This is a genomic window from Bacteroides acidifaciens (assembly GCF_903181435.1).
In the GTDB taxonomy this organism is placed as follows: Bacteria; Bacteroidota; Bacteroidia; order Bacteroidales; family Bacteroidaceae; genus Bacteroides.
This window is the reverse complement of the sequence record NZ_CAEUHO010000004.1, coordinates 1,325,804-1,342,792: the sequence shown is the minus strand read 5'-3', so window position 1 is coordinate 1,342,792 and position 16,989 is coordinate 1,325,804. Positions and strand designations below refer to the sequence as shown.

Below are 16,989 nucleotides of genomic sequence, written 5' to 3'. Positions count from 1 at the left end.
TTTATATCCCCAAACACTTCAAAAGATTATGAAACAGAAAATATCCTTGTTTTACCTAGCCATACTCTTCGGTATGACAGGACAATGCGCAGTATCGTGCTCTTCTGACGACCCAACAGACAATCCGGGTGGTGGGACAGACAATCCCGGCAACTCATCTTCCGACATCAAACAACTGGATTATGGAGAACTTCTTGCTTTCCCTTATGCCGAAGGTCATGGTCGCAACACAACCGGCGGACGTGGCGGTAAAGTCTATCATGTCACCAGCCTTGAAGATGACGCTAGCGGAAGCACCAGCGGAACCCTACGTTGGGCAATGAAACAAGATGGTCCCAAGACGATTGTATTTGATGTATCGGGTACCATTTATCTGAAAGCGGAATTGAAGACGCAGAAAGACAATCTGACTATTGCCGGACAAACCTCACCGGGGGGAATCTGTATAGCCGACTATCCATTGACCATCAATTCCAACAATGTTATCATCCGATTCATGCGCTTCCGGCCGGGAAATACAGCCATCGACTGTGACGCATTAGGAGGAAGTGACAAGCAAAATATCATTGTCGACCACTGTTCGACAAGCTGGTGCAGTGACGAATGTCTTTCTGTCTATGGAATGCAAAACTCCACCGTACAATGGTGCATAGCCGCCCAAGCCTTACGTGTGACAGATGCCAAAATTACCGCAGCCAAGGGCAAATTCTCATCTCACGGATATGGAGGTAACTGGGGAGGACATCATGCATCTTATCATCACAACTTGATAGCCCATTGTGAAAGCCGCGTTCCGCGTCTCGGTCCACGATATACCACATTGGCACTGAACAATAACGATGGAGAACGGGTAGATATCCGTAACAACATCTACTACAATTGGGGAGGCGAAGGTTGTTACGGCGGTGAAGCGCAACATACAAATATCGTGAATAATTATTATAAACCGGGACCCGGAACTGACGAAACCAACAAAGCAGGACGTGCCTATCGCATTGCCAAACCGGATGTATATCCCCAAAATTACTCAGGCACAGCCTATACCCAATGGTTTCAAAAATGGGGTAAATTCTATATCAACGGAAATAAAGTAGCAGACAATGCAACAGTAAGCAGTGACAACTGGACAAAAGGTGTATTTGAACAAATGGACAACAAGAACTGCGGAACCACCGAACTGTGGAACCAACATACCCAAATCAAATCAACTTCACCGGTTATTGAAGCAGGTAAAGTTACTACCCACACGGCAGACATAGCTTATGAACGCGTAATGGCATATGCAGGAGCAAGCAACTATCGGGACAAAATTGATGACTTGATAATCAGCGACGTTAAAAACAGAGCGGCGAGCAGCACAGGTGATGCAACAAAATGGAGCAATCTATCCGGCTATTCACAAAACAAGAAGGGATATATCAATTCCCCGTCAGATGTTTGTAGTGCATTAGGAGTCAATAACCCTTATGATATATTGAAATCTGTTACCAACGCAAACATAAAAGATACGGACGGCGATGGTATCCCCGATTATTGGGAAGAAGAGTATGGGCTGAATCCAAAAAAATCCGCTGACGGCAAAGAAACGACTATCGACAAAAATGGAAAGTACACCAACCTGGAAATGTATCTCAATAGCCTGGTACACGAAATCATGGTAAATGGCGCAACAGGTGGTAACGTTGTGGAATAATTTTAGTATATTCGAACCCAAATGAAAATAAGAATGAAAAAGAATATAATCGCGTTCTGTAGCTTTGTACTAGCTTTTCCTTTGTTGGGGCACGCCATGCAAGCAGCTATTTCAGATGAAAAAAGATTGAATGAATATCCTGCTCCCGACCGTAGCAAAGTCGTAGCTTTCCCCGGTGCCGACGGTGCCGGAAAGTACACAACAGGCGGCGCCGGCGGTGCAGTCTACACAATCACCTCATTGGCTGACGACGGCTCCGAAGGAACCTTCCGCTGGGCTATCGGTAAGAAAGGCCCCCGTACCATTGTCTTTGCCATTAGCGGAATCATTGAACTTCAAAAACCGCTAAGGGTCAATAACGGAGATGTCACCATTGCCGGACAAACTGCTCCCGGAGATGGCATCTGTCTGAAGAACTATACATTCTCTATCCAGGCGGACAACGTGATTGTCCGCTTCATCCGCTCGCGTATGGGAGTCGACATCAAACAGAAAGGTGATGATGCCATAAACGGCACGAAAGCTCACCAAAACATAATCATCGACCATTGCTCCATGAGCTGGTGTACGGATGAATGTGCCACTTTCTACGACAACCGCAACTTTACCCTTCAATGGTGCATTATCAGCGAAAGCCTTGCCAACTCTATCCATGAGAAAGGAGCACACGGCTATGGCGGCATTTGGGGCGGACAACCTGCCACTTTCCACCACAATCTGCTCGCCCATCACACCAACCGCACTCCCCGCCTTTGCGGAAGCCGTTATACAGGCAGACCGGAAGATGAAAAGGTAGAGCTATTCAATAACGTGATTTACAATTACGGTAGCGACGGCGCTTATGCCGGCGAAGGCGGTTCTTACAACTTCATCAATAACTACTACAAGCCCGGCCCTTTCAGCGCAACGAAAGGTTCTTTCAAACGCCTATTCACAGCTTATGCCGATGACGGCAAAAACAAGAATGCCGCAGGCGTTCACGGAGTATTCCACTTCAAAGGAAACTATATGGACCCTACTTGTTCTAAGTTGACAGACAAACAGAAAGAAGCTCTTTATAAAGTGAATATGGACAATACCTACGGCTTAGTTATCAAAAAAGACTTCGCAACCGAGAAAGAGATGTTGTCTAAGAAAGCATTTGATATAGCGGAACATACTTCCCTACAACCGGCAAAGAAAGCCTATAAGGACGTTCTCCAATTTGCAGGCGCTTCCTATCGCCGTGATGCCGTAGACCAACGTATCGTAGAAGAAACCGAAAAAGGAACTTATACCTACGAAGGTTCTCACGGAAGTACGAACGGAATGATTGACCAGCCGTCCGATGTAGGCGGATGGCCCGAATACAAATCCGGGACGGTTTTGCCAGACACAGACGGAGACGGTATTCCTGACGAATGGGAAAAGAAGCACAATCTGAACCCTAATGACCCTTCAGACGGAGCCAAATATACTTTAAGCTCGGAATATACGAATCTTGAAGTATATATGAACAGCCTGGTCAATCACCTGTTCCCTAAAAAATAGAATAGATAATTATTAAAGAGGAAGACTTTCAACAAAGTTAATTCCTCTTTTTTTATTATGTCACAATTATTACTTCCTACCTGCCTACCTTCTCCTTATACTCTGTCGGCGTCATCCCCACCTGCGCCTTGAAGCATTTGCTGAAATAACGCGGGTCATTAATACCGACCATATACGAAATTTGAGTCATATTAAACTCTCCGGTTTCAATCAGTTGGGTGGCACGCTTAATACGGATTTCCTTGATAAACTCGATAGGCGCCAGCCCGGTAAGCGTTTTCAGTTTCTTAAAGAATACCGAACGGCTGACAGCCAGTTCGCGTACCAAATCATCTACTACCAAGTCGCCATTATCCATATTCTGCTCCATCAGTTCCACCAGTTTATCCATAAACTTACGGTCGTTGGGAGACATATCGGGAACAGTAGGTTGAGGTTGAGGCTGCGCTCCCTGCCCCGATTCAACCTCGTTTGCTTCCTCTGATACAACCTCTGCCGGTACAGGCAAATTTTCGGGGACAGCAGACATGTTGATATGCATCAGGCTATCGCGGTAGAAACTCTGCAGCTTCTTGCGCTGCATCAGCAGGTTTTCCACACGGGCTTGCAGATACGTAGCGCTGAAAGGCTTCGTTATATAATCATCCGCACCGTACTCCAGCCCTTCCAATTTACTTTCGATAGTAGTCTTGGCGGTAAGCAGGATAATAGGTATATGGCTGGTCGTCATATCCGCACGCAGTTCCCGGGTCATCTCAATACCGTCTTTTTCGGGCATCATCACGTCACTGATAATAATATCCGGCAGATATTTCAACGCCTTGCTCCAACCTTCCATACCATCGGCAGCTTCCACCACCCTGTACATCGGAGTAAATATACTACGCAGGAACTCACGCAATTCCTGATTATCTTCAACCAGCAACATCATCTCTTTGGAATTAGCCGCCAAAGTTTCAGACTGGAGCGACGCATTGGCAATATCCACCACCTGCCCCATTCTTACGGGAGCTTCCGCATCATCAAGGATAAATTCGACTTCCTCATCATAATGCCCTTTTCCTTTCAGGAAATCAACCTTGAAGCAACTTCCTTCTCCCAAATGGCTATCGACAGAAATAGTTGCCTTGTGCATCTCCACAAGCTCCTTCACCAATGAAAGCCCGATACCCGTACTCGCCTGGTTGAAAAGATTCTTGTCCACCAGATTCTCAAAACGGACAAACAGCGATTTCTTCTTATTCTCGGCAATACCGATACCCTGGTCCTGCACACCGATAGAAACAGTATTCTCATCTTCGCGGATAAAAATTGTAATCATTTTCCCGTTCGGTGTGTACTTGAAAGCATTGGAAAGCAGGTTAAACACAATCTTTTCCAACTTATCCACATCTACCCAAAGATACAAATGCTGCTTCTCCGTCTCGAGCAGGAAATCAATCCGGTGTTCCTCGGCAACGGCTTCGAAGTTATCCATCACCTTGCGTACAAACGGAACGACATCCACACGCTGCACCTGCATCTTCATCTTCTTGTTCTGAATCTTACGGAAGTCCAGAATCTGGTTGACAAGACGAAGCATACGGTTGGTATTCCGTTCTACCACCACCAACTGCTCACGGGCATCCTCCGGCAACTTATCATTCTTCAACACTTGCTCCACGGGACCCGCTATCAGCGTAAGCGGTGTACGGAGCTCATGGGAAATATTGGTAAAGAAACGCAGCTTTATATCCGAAATCTGCTGTTCGATGGATACTTCATGTTTAAGCCGGTAAATTGTGAACAGGATATAAACAGCCACAAGAATAATAATCAGTATAAACAATACATAGAGCACATACGCCACCGGAGTCTCCCAGAAAGAGGGAAGAATAACAATATCCAGCGTACGCTCGTTCTCCACCCACGCCCCGTCGCTATTGGTAGACCGGACACGGAATACATACTCGCCCTTCGGTAGATTGGTATAAGTCACACTCCGCTGTTTATCCGCAAACGTCCACTGCTTCTCAAATCCATCGAGAATATAGGCATATTGTATATTCTGCGGATTCGTGTAATCAAGTGCCGCATACTGAAGAGAGAAAATATTCTCGTCATGCGAAAGCACCAGTTTTTCCGTTTCATCCAAATCTACTTTCAGTATAGATGCTTTTCCCGGAGTGACGTCCTCATTATTCACCATCAATTTGCCGAAAACAATCGGCGGCACATAACTGCTTTTCCGTATCGAGTCCGGATTGAACATAAATACCCCGTTACTGGTGCCGAACATCACATTCCCTTTGGAAGTCAATACCGAAGCCGCCTCACTGAAACGAACCCGGAAGCTGATACTCCGTTCGTCGTAATTTTCAAAACGCTCTTCGGAAGGGATGAACTTACAGATGCCGTTCTCCGTGCTAATCCAAAGATTCTGCTTATGGTCTTCGCGAATGGAGAGCAACACATCCGAAGAAAGCCCGTCGAGCACCGAGTAAGACTTAAACTCTCCGTGACCGTCTTTGTCGATAGACAACAGTTTATTCAGTCCGCCGCCGAAAGTAGCCAGGTAAAGTTCTTTCTTTTTAGTCGGGATAATCCAGTGCACATCGTTGTTGCTCAAGCTGTTCGTATCATTAGGTACACGCGAGAAATGATGAAACTGTATATCTTCCGGCTTCTTGAAATTCCCGTCGAACGCGATAGCCCCTGTTGTCGTACCCACCCATATACGCCCGTTGTTATCGGAAGTGATAAAGCGGGTTCGATAGCACAAGTCAATGGGATACCCTTTCAGATTATTGCGGTGATTGATGAAGAGCGTCTCCCCTTCCTGATTTTGAGTAATGTAATTGATACCGCCGCCAAAGGTAGCCGCCCAGATGCGTCCGTGATGGTCTTCGTACACACAATATACATTATTGTCGCTCAGGCTATACATATCATCCTTATTGTGCTGGTAGCGTGTCAGCCGATACGACATACCGGTCTGTGAAGTCTGACGTGCGGAAACCAGTCCGTTACCTTTCGTAGCAATCCACATTACGCCGTTTGAATCCTGCATAATAAAGTAAGCAGTCCCCTGCATCGGAGCACCGGAAAGAGCAATCGTTCCGCTCTCCGTCAAATAACCTTTATACTGACGGTTGGAATCATAAATACGCACGATTCCATCTTTCAGCCCTACCCACAGATTACCCAGCTTATCTTCACAGATAGCCCGCGTCTCATTGCTTAACGATTCATATTCGTGAGGAACCGGGGTCAGCATGGAGAAAGGGACATTGCGGAAAGTGACCTTTTCCAATCCCTTCGAATGGGTACAAAGCCACAGATTACCCTGTTTGTCCGAGAAAGCAATATGAATCTTATTAGAGAAACGCCAGTTATGACTGTCCAAATCATCATAAAAAGGAACGAGGCAGTTCCGTTCGCGGTCGAAATAAGAGAAACCGCCGCCATACGGATGCACCCACAAATATCCGTTCACATCTTCGTGGATGTGAAAAGCAGGACGGGAACGGTCGGCATTGCTATATTCCACTTTCATCTGTTCCCGCTTCACCACTCCGGTGGCAAGGTTGAAATGAACCACCACACCGAGTTCTTCCTGTTCGAACCAAATCTCCGAAGCACGGTCCACATACATGGAAAGAATCGGTTTATCGGGTAAGTCTTTGCAAGTCACATGGGAGTAGTGCACACTCTCTCCGGTTTTCATGTCATAGGTGAAGAACCCGTCTGTATCTGTCGCCATGACTGCCTTTTCCTGTTCGGCATAGATAGCGGTAATATTGGCTTTGGTAGGAATCTCGAGCAAATGAAACTCACCGTTACTTTTCTGATAACGCCAGACTCTTCCTTTGTCCGAAGCAAAACAAATATCCTCGTCACGCTCCTGAACCGCATAAAAAGCCTGGTTCATCCCGCCGGACTTTCCTTTGGTATCGACAAAATAAGAAACCGGTGTTTTCTCACCGGAGGGTATCATGCCCAGTCCGTTATCGGTCAGCAGCCAGTCATTGCCTGCCTTATCCTCATAGACCTGATATACGTGAGTGGCGGGAAACAAGCCCGACTTCCGGGAGTATATATCAATATCCAGTTGATGCCCTTTTTCGGGATTCGTGCTGACACGGATAGCACCGTCACTCTCGGTCAATAACCAAACGATACCATTCGACAATACTTTGATAGCTCCCACATAATAGGTACTCCCCTCTTCATCGGCAGCCGGAACCTGTTCGAAAGTCTCGGTCTTCGGGTCAAAACGATGGACACGGTTATCATAGGTTAATAGCCAAATAAAACCATAACAATCTTCATACAGGCGGTCCACCCGGTTGTTTGTCAGGCTGATATAATTTCCCTGACGTGCCTTGTACGTCTTAAATGTGTATCCGTTGAAACGGTTGATTCCGTCCCAGGTAGCAAACCAGAGATTATCTTTATGGTCCTGCAAGATGTTCATCACCGTATTTTGTGATAATCCGTCTTCTGTAGAATAATGGGTGAAAAAGCTGTTTGTCTGCGCCTGTACCGCTGTCCAGACTAGTAAACTCGAAATAGCTAGATATAAGATTTTTTTTATCATTATTATGTCCTTAATAATTAATGGTGCTATAACAAAGGAACAAATATAAGAAAATAACAGTAGTTTAACACAATCCTTACCAGCTATTTAACAGAATCAGGAGATTCTTTTAAATGGAGACATCGTTCTTTTACCTATAAGCATCCACCGAATTTCATATTAAAATCCAGTGGATACCAAAACAAAAGATACGACCTTAAAACAGAAAATCCAAGCCATGAGAGAAAACGAGACTAAAACATTCAAAAAGAATAATAGCTAATAATGGTGGAAAAACTCAACCCTTGGATATTAATATCTCTAATAGAAAATAATATCCTTTCGGGTACAATCAACGTTTTACATCCAACAACTTATTTCCATCTTCTACCGGATTCCAATCATCACCTCCTGCCAGGACTGTTTTTATCTCATATCCCTTCAGGTTCTTCAACTGACGGGAGAAAGCAGCACGCACTTTTGGATTGGCTCCCTCGCCACAGCTCTCATATTCGGCATAAAAGGCAGTTTTCTCGTTTTCCTTTTTACCCCAGTTGTTCCATCCTTCGGGAAGAATATGTTTTCCCAGTTCACAACGGATAAATACAGCTTGCGCATATGGACGCCAAGGACGGGAAAGATATACTTTTGTAGCTTCCGGTTCTGCGGTGAGCTTGCAGTCGTAAAAGACATAACCGTATTTTTTTCCTTTGTCGGTAGAAGGGGCGGTCACATAGCCGTCACGCTTACTGTGAATATGGCAGCGATTGAACACAGCGGTAGACCAGCCGAAGATAAAATCAACGGTTCCTTCGATGTAGCAGTCTTCGTAATATTGGCGGCTTTGTTTGCCGTAAGTGTAGAGGGTATCCTGGAAGCCTAAGAAGCGGCAATTCTTGAAAAATGCACGGTCGGCAGAGACAAAGCAGGCGACAGCTTGCCCTACGGGACCGGATGAGTTTTCGAATGTGATATTTTCCGCGTAGAAGTCCGGGGCATAGATATAACAACTGGATGAGCCGGAAGTTCCCATATTTTCACCGAATACGTTTTTCTTATTGGCGAAATCGTCATTAGTCAATACTGCGCCATCCTCTCCTATCAAGGAGATGTTAATCTTACTTTCAGGGATGATAATCTTTTCTTTATAAGTGCCTTTACGAACTAGAATCGTGCTACGGATATTTTTACGGAAGTCGGGGACGGCATTGATTGCTTCCTGCACGGTAAAGAAATCACCGCTACCGTCTTGGGCTACCACATAATCGTAATGACGGATATATTTTGCCAGTTCGGGAATTTCCCTGCCGATGGCATCAACAGCCAGGCCTGCGATGGTTCGCGCTCCGTAGGTATTCAAGTGAGTATTATCTTCACGACCTTTCGGGAAAGCGGGAATCTGATTGGGGGCGACAAACATAAAAAGCTTTTTCGATTCTACCGGTCCAAGCTCTTGCACCAAGTCGTGAGTGATTTTGTTCATATCAATAAATACGACTCCGAGCTCTTTCGCTACATTGCGTGGAGAATCCAGATAAGCTCCATGCGTATCGAACAAGACCGTTCCTTCTTTGGGTTGCTCTTTTTCCCCCGGTGTCCGGCGGATATCCTTAGTGATGGAAGCATCTTGCGGTTGGACGAAGTTACGGCGGACGATGGAATTGAACAATACGGGGATGCCACCTTTCGCGCGGGTTTCGTTTACATAACGGCGGAGATTGTCATCGAAAGTAGTTCCCGGTTCGGTGTGTCGGATAGAATCCGCTTTTTCATCATTATGTCCGAACTGGAGAAAGACATAATCACCTTTCTTCACTTTGGAGATGACTTTTGCCCAACGCCCTTCGGAGATAAAACTCTTGGAACTGCGTCCGTTGGCGGCATGATTGTCTATCTTTATGTCTTCGGAGAAAAATCCGGGAAGTACCATTCCCCAGCCACGTTCGGGATTTCCGCCGTCCAACTTCTTGTTAGCCATAGTCGAATCCCCTATCATAAAGATAGTTACGACAGGTTTGTCCGCGCGAAATGCAGAGCAGAGAACAAAGGCAACTGCCAACAACAGTACTAATTTACTTCTATTTTCTTTCATTTCTTTATACTATACACTATAATAAAAAAATCATTTTTATCTTTCACCTATCACCGACATCCATCAAACGCCCTATTCATCGGCATTTCAAGCGGTGATAGGTTGTTTTTCAACCTATCACCCAATCTATCACCTATCACCGCTTCCCAACCTTCTTTATTTCTTTATTTCCAAAAGCTACCGGAAGCTACATTTCTCTCGTATCCAAGTTTGCTCATCCTTATTGGAACAAAGTGTTCAATGCCGTGAAACAAAGTGTTTCAAGGCTTGAAACACTTCGTTTTCTGCTTTGAAACTATTAGTTTCAAGCGTCAGAAACTTTAGTTTCCTACTGATGAAACTCTAGTTTCAAGCAATAGAAACTTTAGTTTCACGCTGAAGAAACTCAAGTTTCAAGTAATGGAAACAAACATTTCGTAGCGTAGAACCTATCAGAAGCGCTAATGTTTCTACTTATAAGGATACCAGTTACTGCTTTCTTTAAAGATATTCTCCGGTGTGTACCTCAATGCTTCCTTTTTTGTGAGCTGTTTCCCCCATGCCACACGTCCCGATGTACCTGCACCTTCGCCTGTATTTCCAAATTCCGCATAACGGGCTGTCTTTTCATTCTCCGGATTCTTCCAGTTATGCCATCCTTCGGGGAGGATATGGCCGCCAAACTCACAATTAATAAACACCGTAGCGGCGTACGGACGCCAAGGGCGACCTAGATATACCTTCTTCACTCCCGGAGCAGCGGTCAGTTTACAGTTTTTGAAGACATAGCCGAACTCTTCATTTTGAGGAGTCGAAGCGGCGGTGATATACGAATCACGTTTGCTATGCAGCTCACAATATTCAAAAAGTGCCGTAGAAGGACCGAAAATAAAGTCGGTAGTACCTTCTATATAGCAGTTGGTAAATAAAAGACGGGCTCCTTCCGAACCTGTATAGATAGTATCCTGATTGCCGAGAAAACGGCAATTGACGAACATTAGCCGGTCGCCTTCGGTGTGAAGGGCCACTGCCTGCCCCAAAGGAGCCGCATTATTCTCAATCGTCAGGTCTTTGAAAGTGATGTCATTGCCTTCCACCTTGACAGTATAGGTGCGGAATGTTCCCATTTTGTTGATATTGGCATGGTCATCATACGTGATAATCGTCTTTTCAGCACTCTCGCCCACCAACTGCACGTTCTTCACCCAAGAGGGAATCACCAGTTTTTCTTTGTACGTGCCATTCTTGATATAAATAGTCACCGTGTAGTCCATAAAAGCGCGGACGGCTTCCACTGCTTCCTGAATAATCCGATAATCTCCTGTCCCGTCGCGTGCGACAACTAACGTATCTTTGCGTTGCTGTTGTTGCGAATAGACCGATGTTCCCCCCGCACCAAGCAGGAGCAACAACATCATTCCTTTAAAAAATGCCCTTTTCATCGGTAGAAATTATTTTTGTAAGCGTTCGTATTCCAAGCTTGCCATGATAAACGGTCCTACTGCTTTGGGGTCGTTATTGCGGATAGTTTCGTTGATATAATACTCATAATCACCAGAACGGTACACCTTCCCGCCCAGTCCGGCTACGGCACAGGCTTTGGTGATGGTCACCAATCCGTTTTTATCCACTTCGATAAAGTTATCAAGGAAACCTTTGTATCCTTTCAGCGCTACATCGAGGTAAGACTTATCAATGTAGCCCAAACGAACTGCCTTGAATAAGGAATAAACAAACATGGCAGAACAGGATGATTCGAGATAATTCCCTTTCTCACCGCTCTTGTCAAGCACTTGATACCATCCCCCGGTCTTCGGGTCTTGCAGTTTCTTCACTTGAACGGCAATGTTATCCAGAATGGCAAGCAGGGAATCTCTTCCGGCCTCATGCTTCGGGATAAACTCCAAAGCATCCACCAAAGCCATGGCATACCAACCCATAGCACGTCCCCAACTGTGTTTGGATTGTCCGGTCACCGGGTCTGCCCAGCGTTCGGTGCGGCTTACGTCGGCAGCGTGACGGTACAGACCGTTTTTCGGGTCGTATGTATGACGAGCAGAAGTGATAAATTGGTTGATTACGTCCGCATAGTCCTGCGGAAGATTGTTGCGGAACGCATATTCCGCATAGAAAGGAGCCCCCATATAAAGTCCGTCCAGCCACATCTGATGGGGATAAATTTTCTTGTGCCAGAAACCGCCGTCCGCGTTGCGGGGCTGTCCCGCGAACTGGCTGTAAAGCAAATCGAGCGCTTTCTTATATTTAGGATTCTTCGTCTGCTCATAGATACGGAAAAGAATCTTTCCGGAGTTGATGCGGTCGAGACTGTAATCGGTTAATTTATAAGCGGTAATCGTTCCGTCATCGTGCACCATCGTGTCTGCGTACGCGATGGCATAATCGCGAATTTTCTTGTCGCCATACGTATCGTAAACGTCGAGCATGGCTCCCAGTTCCAGTCCGTGGCAATAATCCCACTTCAACTTCGGCTGGAAGTCGAGTTGCCAGGATTCGGGATAGCGAATCATCTCCGATTCAGTCATCCGTACAGACCAGGGCAGTTTGCTGTCTACCTGCTGGGAGAATGCCGGAAGGGCTATTGAGACCAGTAGAGCCAATATAAAAAAATTATAAAAAAGGGTTCGTCTCATGGTTTGTTATTTTAAGGATTAAACATACGAGTCTTTCACGGTACGAAAGTAGTGTTTTTCCGCCAAAGCCAGTTGGATTTTTTAATCAAGTAGGTGCATTTTTTGTTTTTCGTGCACGGAAACGACTAATTTTGTGCACGTAAACGTCAAAAATGTCCATTTTTGATGCAATATCTAATAAATTAATAGTTTCGTTTTGGAAGAAAGCGGAAAAGGTCGTACTTTTGGCACGGTTTACAACTAATACCCTCTGGGGGAAACACAGTTATTTATCATTTAAAACAGAGAAAAAATAGAACAGAATGGAAGAAGTATTCAAGTACATTATCGGTCTTGGGGCGGCAGTGATGATGCCGGTCATTTTCACAATTTTAGGAGTATGTATCGGAATTAAATTTGCTAAAGCGCTGAAAAGCGGTTTATTAGTAGGTGTCGGTTTCGTCGGATTGTCGGTAGTGACAGCGTTGCTCACCAGCAGCCTGGGCCCTGCACTAAGTAAAATGGTAGAAATCTACGGATTGGAACTGGGTATTTTCGACATGGGTTGGCCTTCTGCGGCAGCAGTAGCCTACAATACTTCGGTCGGTGCTTTCATTATCCCGGTTTGCTTGGGTGTCAACATCCTTATGTTGGTTACCAAGACAACACGTACCGTCAATATCGACCTTTGGAACTATTGGCACTTCGCATTTATCGGAGCCATCGTTTATTTTGCTTCCGACAATATCTACTGGGGATTCTTCGCTGCCATCATCTGCTACATCATTACGCTGGTAATGGCTGATATGACCGCTCCCGCTTTCCAGAAGTTCTATGATAAAATGGACGGTATCTCTATTCCTCAACCGTTCTGCCAAAGTTTTGTTCCGTTCGCTATTGTTATCAACAAACTGCTCGATATGATTCCGGGATTCGACAAACTGAATATCGACTCGGAAGGTATGAAGAAGAAATTCGGTCTGATGGGCGAGCCGTTGTTCCTGGGTATCGTGATTGGTTGCGCTATCGGGGCATTGGGCTGCGGAAGCTGGAAAGAAGTGGTAGACAGTATTCCGGGCATTCTCGGACTGGGTATCAAGATGGGTGCGGTAATGGAATTGATTCCCCGTATCACCAGTCTTTTCATCGAAGGTTTGAAACCTATCTCTGACGCTACCCGCGAACTTATCGCTAAAAAATATAAGAGCAATACAGGTCTGAGCATCGGTATGAGCCCCGCACTGGTTATCGGTCATCCGACTACGCTGGTGGTTTCATTGCTTTTGATTCCTGTAACCATTTTCCTTGCAGTTATCCTCCCGGGCAATCGTTTCTTACCGTTGGCTTCCCTGGCAGGTATGTTCTATTTGTTCCCGATGATTCTGCCTATTACAAAAGGTAACGTAGTGAAGTCATTCATTATCGGCTTGGTAGCATTAATCGTCGGTCTGTATTTCGTGACTGAACTTGCAGGATTCTTCACTTTGGCTGCTAAAGACGTATATGCCGCTACGGGCGACCCGACAGTGAATATTCCCGCAGGCTTTGAAGGCGGCGCACTCGACTTCGCTTCCAGCCTTTTCTGCTGGGGTATCTTCCACCTGACTTACAGTTTGAAGATTATCGGTCCTGCCATCCTCGTGGTTCTTGCACTCGGAATGGCAATCTACAACCGTATCCGCATGACTAGAAACGATGCGAAAAATGCATTGAACGGTAACAAGGAATAAGTTGAAAACCCGTAACTGACAATGAGTAGTATATAATATATAATCCAAATAAAAATTCGAAAGATGAAAAAATTAGCAATTGCAATGATGTTGGGCATCGCAGCTATGTCTGCTTCTGCCCAGGTGAATTACAAGATGCAAGTGGCTTGCAGTCCGCAAGACGTGAAAACGTATGATACAAACCGCCTGCGTAGTAGCTTCCTGATGGAAAAAGTAATGGCTCCGAACGAAATCAACCTTACTTATTCTATGTACGACCGCCTTATCTTCGGTGGTGCTGTTCCTACAACTAAAGAACTGGTACTGGAAACTATCGACCCGCTGAAAGCTAAATTCTTCCTGGAACGTCGCGAACTGGGTGTCATCAACATTGGTGGCGAAGGTATCGTAACTGTTGACGGAAAAGAATATACTTTGAAATTCAAAGATGCTCTGTACGTAGGTAGAGGCAAGCAGAAGGTGACTTTCAAAAGCAAAGATTCAAGTAATCCCGCCAAGTTCTATATCAACTCCGCTACTGCCCACAAGGAATACAAGACTCAGTTGATTACTATCGACGGACGCAAAGGTTCTCTGAAAGCTAACTCTTTCGCAGCAGGAAAGATGGAAGAAAGTAACGACCGCGTTATCAACCAGTTGATTGTGAACAATGTACTTGAAGAAGGCCCTTGCCAACTGCAAATGGGATTGACCGAACTGAAACCGGGTAGCGTATGGAACACAATGCCGGCTCATACTCACAGCCGTCGTGTGGAAGCCTACTTCTATTTCAATGTGCCTGCCGACAACGCCATCTGTCATTTCATGGGCGAACCTCAGGAAGAACGCATCGTATGGATGCAGAACGAACAGGCTATCATGTCACCGGAATGGTCTATCCACGCTGCTGCCGGAACAAGCAACTACATGTTCATCTGGGGTATGGCTGGTGAAAACCTCGACTACGGAGACATGGACAAGCTCAAATATACAGAAATGCGCTAATCGTTGCGCGGCTCTGCATTACATATATAAAATCCGAGAAACTTCATCCTTTCCCCCGCCGGGAGAAGGGATGAAGTTTTCCGGGTTTTATATACTTCAACCTCCCCCCAACGTTACAGACTAGACGTGTTATGAAACGATAAATATACTCTTTGAAACAAATAGCATATAAATGTAACGAATAATACATGAATTCGACCAAATTTTACAAATGAAATCCAGTCGAAATACCGACCTTTGTCAACGAATCAAAATCTATTTAAATCCATTATCATGAATGCATTTCAAAAAACAGGCGAGAAAATGACAAACTACAGATGGACTATCTGTGCTATGCTATTCTTTGCTACTACAGTTAACTATCTCGACCGCCAGGTGCTTTCCCTTACCTGGGACGAGTTTATTAAGCCGGAATTTCATTGGAACGAAGTTCACTACGGTACGATTACTTCCGTTTTTTCTATTGTATATGCAATATGTATGTTGTTCGCCGGTCGCTTTATCGACTGGATGGGCACGAAGAAGGGATACCTCTGGGCAATCGGTGTATGGTCGGCAGGTGCTTGTATGCACGCACTTTGCGGAATCGTAACCGAACAATATGTAGGTCTGCATAGCGCAGCCGAACTGATGGCGGCTACGGGCGACGTAGTGGTGGTACTGGCTACCGTAAGTATGTACTGTTTCCTTGCCGCACGCTGTATCCTGGCTCTCGGTGAAGCGGGTAACTTCCCGGCTGCTATCAAAGTAACAGCAGAATACTTCCCTAAGAAAGACCGCGCTTACGCTACTTCCATCTTCAACGCCGGTGCTTCTATCGGTGCCTTGATTGCTCCGGTTTCTATCCCGCTGATTGCGAAAGCATGGGGATGGGAAATGGCATTTATCGTTATCGGTGCACTCGGTTTCGTCTGGATGGGTATGTGGGTATTCATGTACGATGCTCCGTCAAAGAGTAAGCACGTCAACAAAGCCGAATTGGATTACATCGAGCAGGATAAATACGAAGAAGGTGCTGCCCCTGTAGCTGTTGAAGAGAAAGACGAAAAGAAGATGAGCTTCCTTCAATGTTTCACTTACAAGCAGACATGGGCTTTTGCTGCCGGTAAGTTTATGACGGACGGTGTGTGGTGGTTCTTCTTATTCTGGACTCCGTCTTACCTGAACACCCAATTTGATATCAAGACTTCCGACGGATTGGGTATGGCATTGATTTTCACACTTTACGCTGTGACTATGCTGTCTATTTATGGTGGTAAACTTCCGACTATCTTTATCAATAAGACGGGTATGAATCCGTATGCTGCGCGTATGAAGGCGATGTTGATTTTCGCATTCTTCCCGTTGGTAGTATTGCTGGCACAACCGTTGGGTACGTTCTCTCCGTGGTTCCCAGTTATCCTTATCGGTATCGGTGGCGCTGCCCACCAGTCATGGTCGGCTAACATTTTCTCTACCGTAGGTGATATGTTCCCGAAAACAGCGATTGCAAGTATTACAGGTATCGGCGGTATGGCCGGTGGCGTAGGCTCTATGCTGATGCAGTTCGGCGCAGGTCTTCTGTTTGTTCACGCTGACGAAACACACATGACATTTATGGGATTTGAAGGCAAACCTGCCGGATATTTCATCATGTTCTGTATCTGTGCCGTAGCTTATCTGGTGGGCTGGATAATCATGAAGGCATTAGTACCGAAGTACAAACCTATCGTATTGGACTAAGCAATCCAATCTCAAGATTATTATAATAATGTAAGAGGGCGACTCATCACGAGCCGCCCTCTATTAATTTC

9 protein-coding genes are annotated in these 16,989 nt (G+C 45.5%); 5 read left to right on the top strand and 4 right to left on the bottom strand.

Annotated elements, in window-relative coordinates:
• Nucleotides 1–28 precede the first annotated feature (28 nt).
• Both CLIN57ABFB40_RS17090 and CLIN57ABFB40_RS17085 read left to right on the top strand, forming a co-directional pair.
• The gene (locus CLIN57ABFB40_RS17090; protein WP_175631189.1) at nucleotides 29–1,693 is read left to right on the top strand and encodes a pectate lyase; all 1,665 of its coding nucleotides are present in this window, start codon (nucleotides 29–31) and stop codon (nucleotides 1,691–1,693) included.
• A gap of 33 nt (nucleotides 1,694–1,726) precedes the next feature.
• Nucleotides 1,727–3,223, top strand: coding sequence for a pectate lyase (locus CLIN57ABFB40_RS17085; protein WP_175631188.1), 1,497 nt, complete (start codon nucleotides 1,727–1,729; stop codon nucleotides 3,221–3,223).
• A gap of 76 nt (nucleotides 3,224–3,299) precedes the next feature.
• Here the strand turns inward: CLIN57ABFB40_RS17085 and CLIN57ABFB40_RS17080 are convergent, their stop codons facing one another.
• From CLIN57ABFB40_RS17080 to CLIN57ABFB40_RS17065, 4 genes are all read right to left on the bottom strand, one after another.
• Nucleotides 3,300–7,802 carry a two-component regulator propeller domain-containing protein gene (locus CLIN57ABFB40_RS17080; RefSeq protein ID WP_175631187.1) on the bottom strand — a complete coding sequence of 1,501 codons (4,503 nt, stop codon included), beginning with the start codon at nucleotides 7,800–7,802 and terminating at the stop codon, nucleotides 3,300–3,302.
• Nucleotides 7,803–8,133: 331 nt separating this feature from the next.
• A complete protein-coding gene (locus tag CLIN57ABFB40_RS17075; protein WP_175631186.1) occupies nucleotides 8,134–9,873 on the bottom strand; it encodes a pectinesterase family protein in 1,740 nt (579 codons plus the stop codon).
• A 449-nt stretch (nucleotides 9,874–10,322) separates the two neighbouring features.
• A complete protein-coding gene (locus CLIN57ABFB40_RS17070; RefSeq protein WP_175631185.1) occupies nucleotides 10,323–11,294 on the bottom strand; it encodes a pectinesterase family protein in 972 nt (323 codons plus the stop codon).
• Nucleotides 11,295–11,303: 9 nt separating this feature from the next.
• A complete protein-coding gene (locus CLIN57ABFB40_RS17065; protein WP_175631184.1) occupies nucleotides 11,304–12,503 on the bottom strand; it encodes a glycoside hydrolase family 88 protein in 1,200 nt (399 codons plus the stop codon).
• Nucleotides 12,504–12,805: 302 nt separating this feature from the next.
• On the opposite strand from CLIN57ABFB40_RS17065, the gene CLIN57ABFB40_RS17060 reads away from it, so the two are divergent.
• The 3 genes from CLIN57ABFB40_RS17060 to CLIN57ABFB40_RS17050 all read left to right on the top strand — a co-directional run bounded on the left by CLIN57ABFB40_RS17060 (nucleotide 12,806) and on the right by CLIN57ABFB40_RS17050 (nucleotide 16,918).
• On the top strand, nucleotides 12,806–14,212 hold the full coding sequence (locus CLIN57ABFB40_RS17060; RefSeq protein ID WP_175631183.1) for a PTS galactitol transporter subunit IIC: 1,407 nt from the start codon (nucleotides 12,806–12,808) through the stop codon (nucleotides 14,210–14,212).
• 63 nt (nucleotides 14,213–14,275) lie between these two features.
• Nucleotides 14,276–15,196, top strand: coding sequence for a 5-dehydro-4-deoxy-D-glucuronate isomerase (gene kduI, locus CLIN57ABFB40_RS17055; RefSeq protein WP_175631182.1), 921 nt, complete (start codon nucleotides 14,276–14,278; stop codon nucleotides 15,194–15,196).
• A gap of 273 nt (nucleotides 15,197–15,469) precedes the next feature.
• Entirely contained in the window at nucleotides 15,470–16,918 is a 1,449-nt protein-coding gene (locus tag CLIN57ABFB40_RS17050; RefSeq protein WP_175631181.1) for an MFS transporter, read from the top strand.
• The last annotated feature ends 71 nt before the right edge of the window (nucleotides 16,919–16,989 follow it).

Coding starts and splice junctions, on each gene's coding strand:
- CLIN57ABFB40_RS17085 (WP_175631188.1), top strand. CDS start 1,727: ATGAAAAAGAATATAATCGCGTTCTGTAGCTTTGTACTAGCTTTTCCT.
- CLIN57ABFB40_RS17065 (WP_175631184.1), bottom strand. CDS start 12,503: ATGAGACGAACCCTTTTTTATAATTTTTTTATATTGGCTCTACTGGTC.
- CLIN57ABFB40_RS17080 (WP_175631187.1), bottom strand. CDS start 7,802: ATGATAAAAAAAATCTTATATCTAGCTATTTCGAGTTTACTAGTCTGG.
- CLIN57ABFB40_RS17060 (WP_175631183.1), top strand. CDS start 12,806: ATGGAAGAAGTATTCAAGTACATTATCGGTCTTGGGGCGGCAGTGATG.
- CLIN57ABFB40_RS17075 (WP_175631186.1), bottom strand. CDS start 9,873: ATGAAAGAAAATAGAAGTAAATTAGTACTGTTGTTGGCAGTTGCCTTT.
- CLIN57ABFB40_RS17050 (WP_175631181.1), top strand. CDS start 15,470: ATGAATGCATTTCAAAAAACAGGCGAGAAAATGACAAACTACAGATGG.
- kduI (WP_175631182.1), top strand. CDS start 14,276: ATGAAAAAATTAGCAATTGCAATGATGTTGGGCATCGCAGCTATGTCT.
- CLIN57ABFB40_RS17090 (WP_175631189.1), top strand. CDS start 29: ATGAAACAGAAAATATCCTTGTTTTACCTAGCCATACTCTTCGGTATG.
- CLIN57ABFB40_RS17070 (WP_175631185.1), bottom strand. CDS start 11,294: ATGAAAAGGGCATTTTTTAAAGGAATGATGTTGTTGCTCCTGCTTGGT.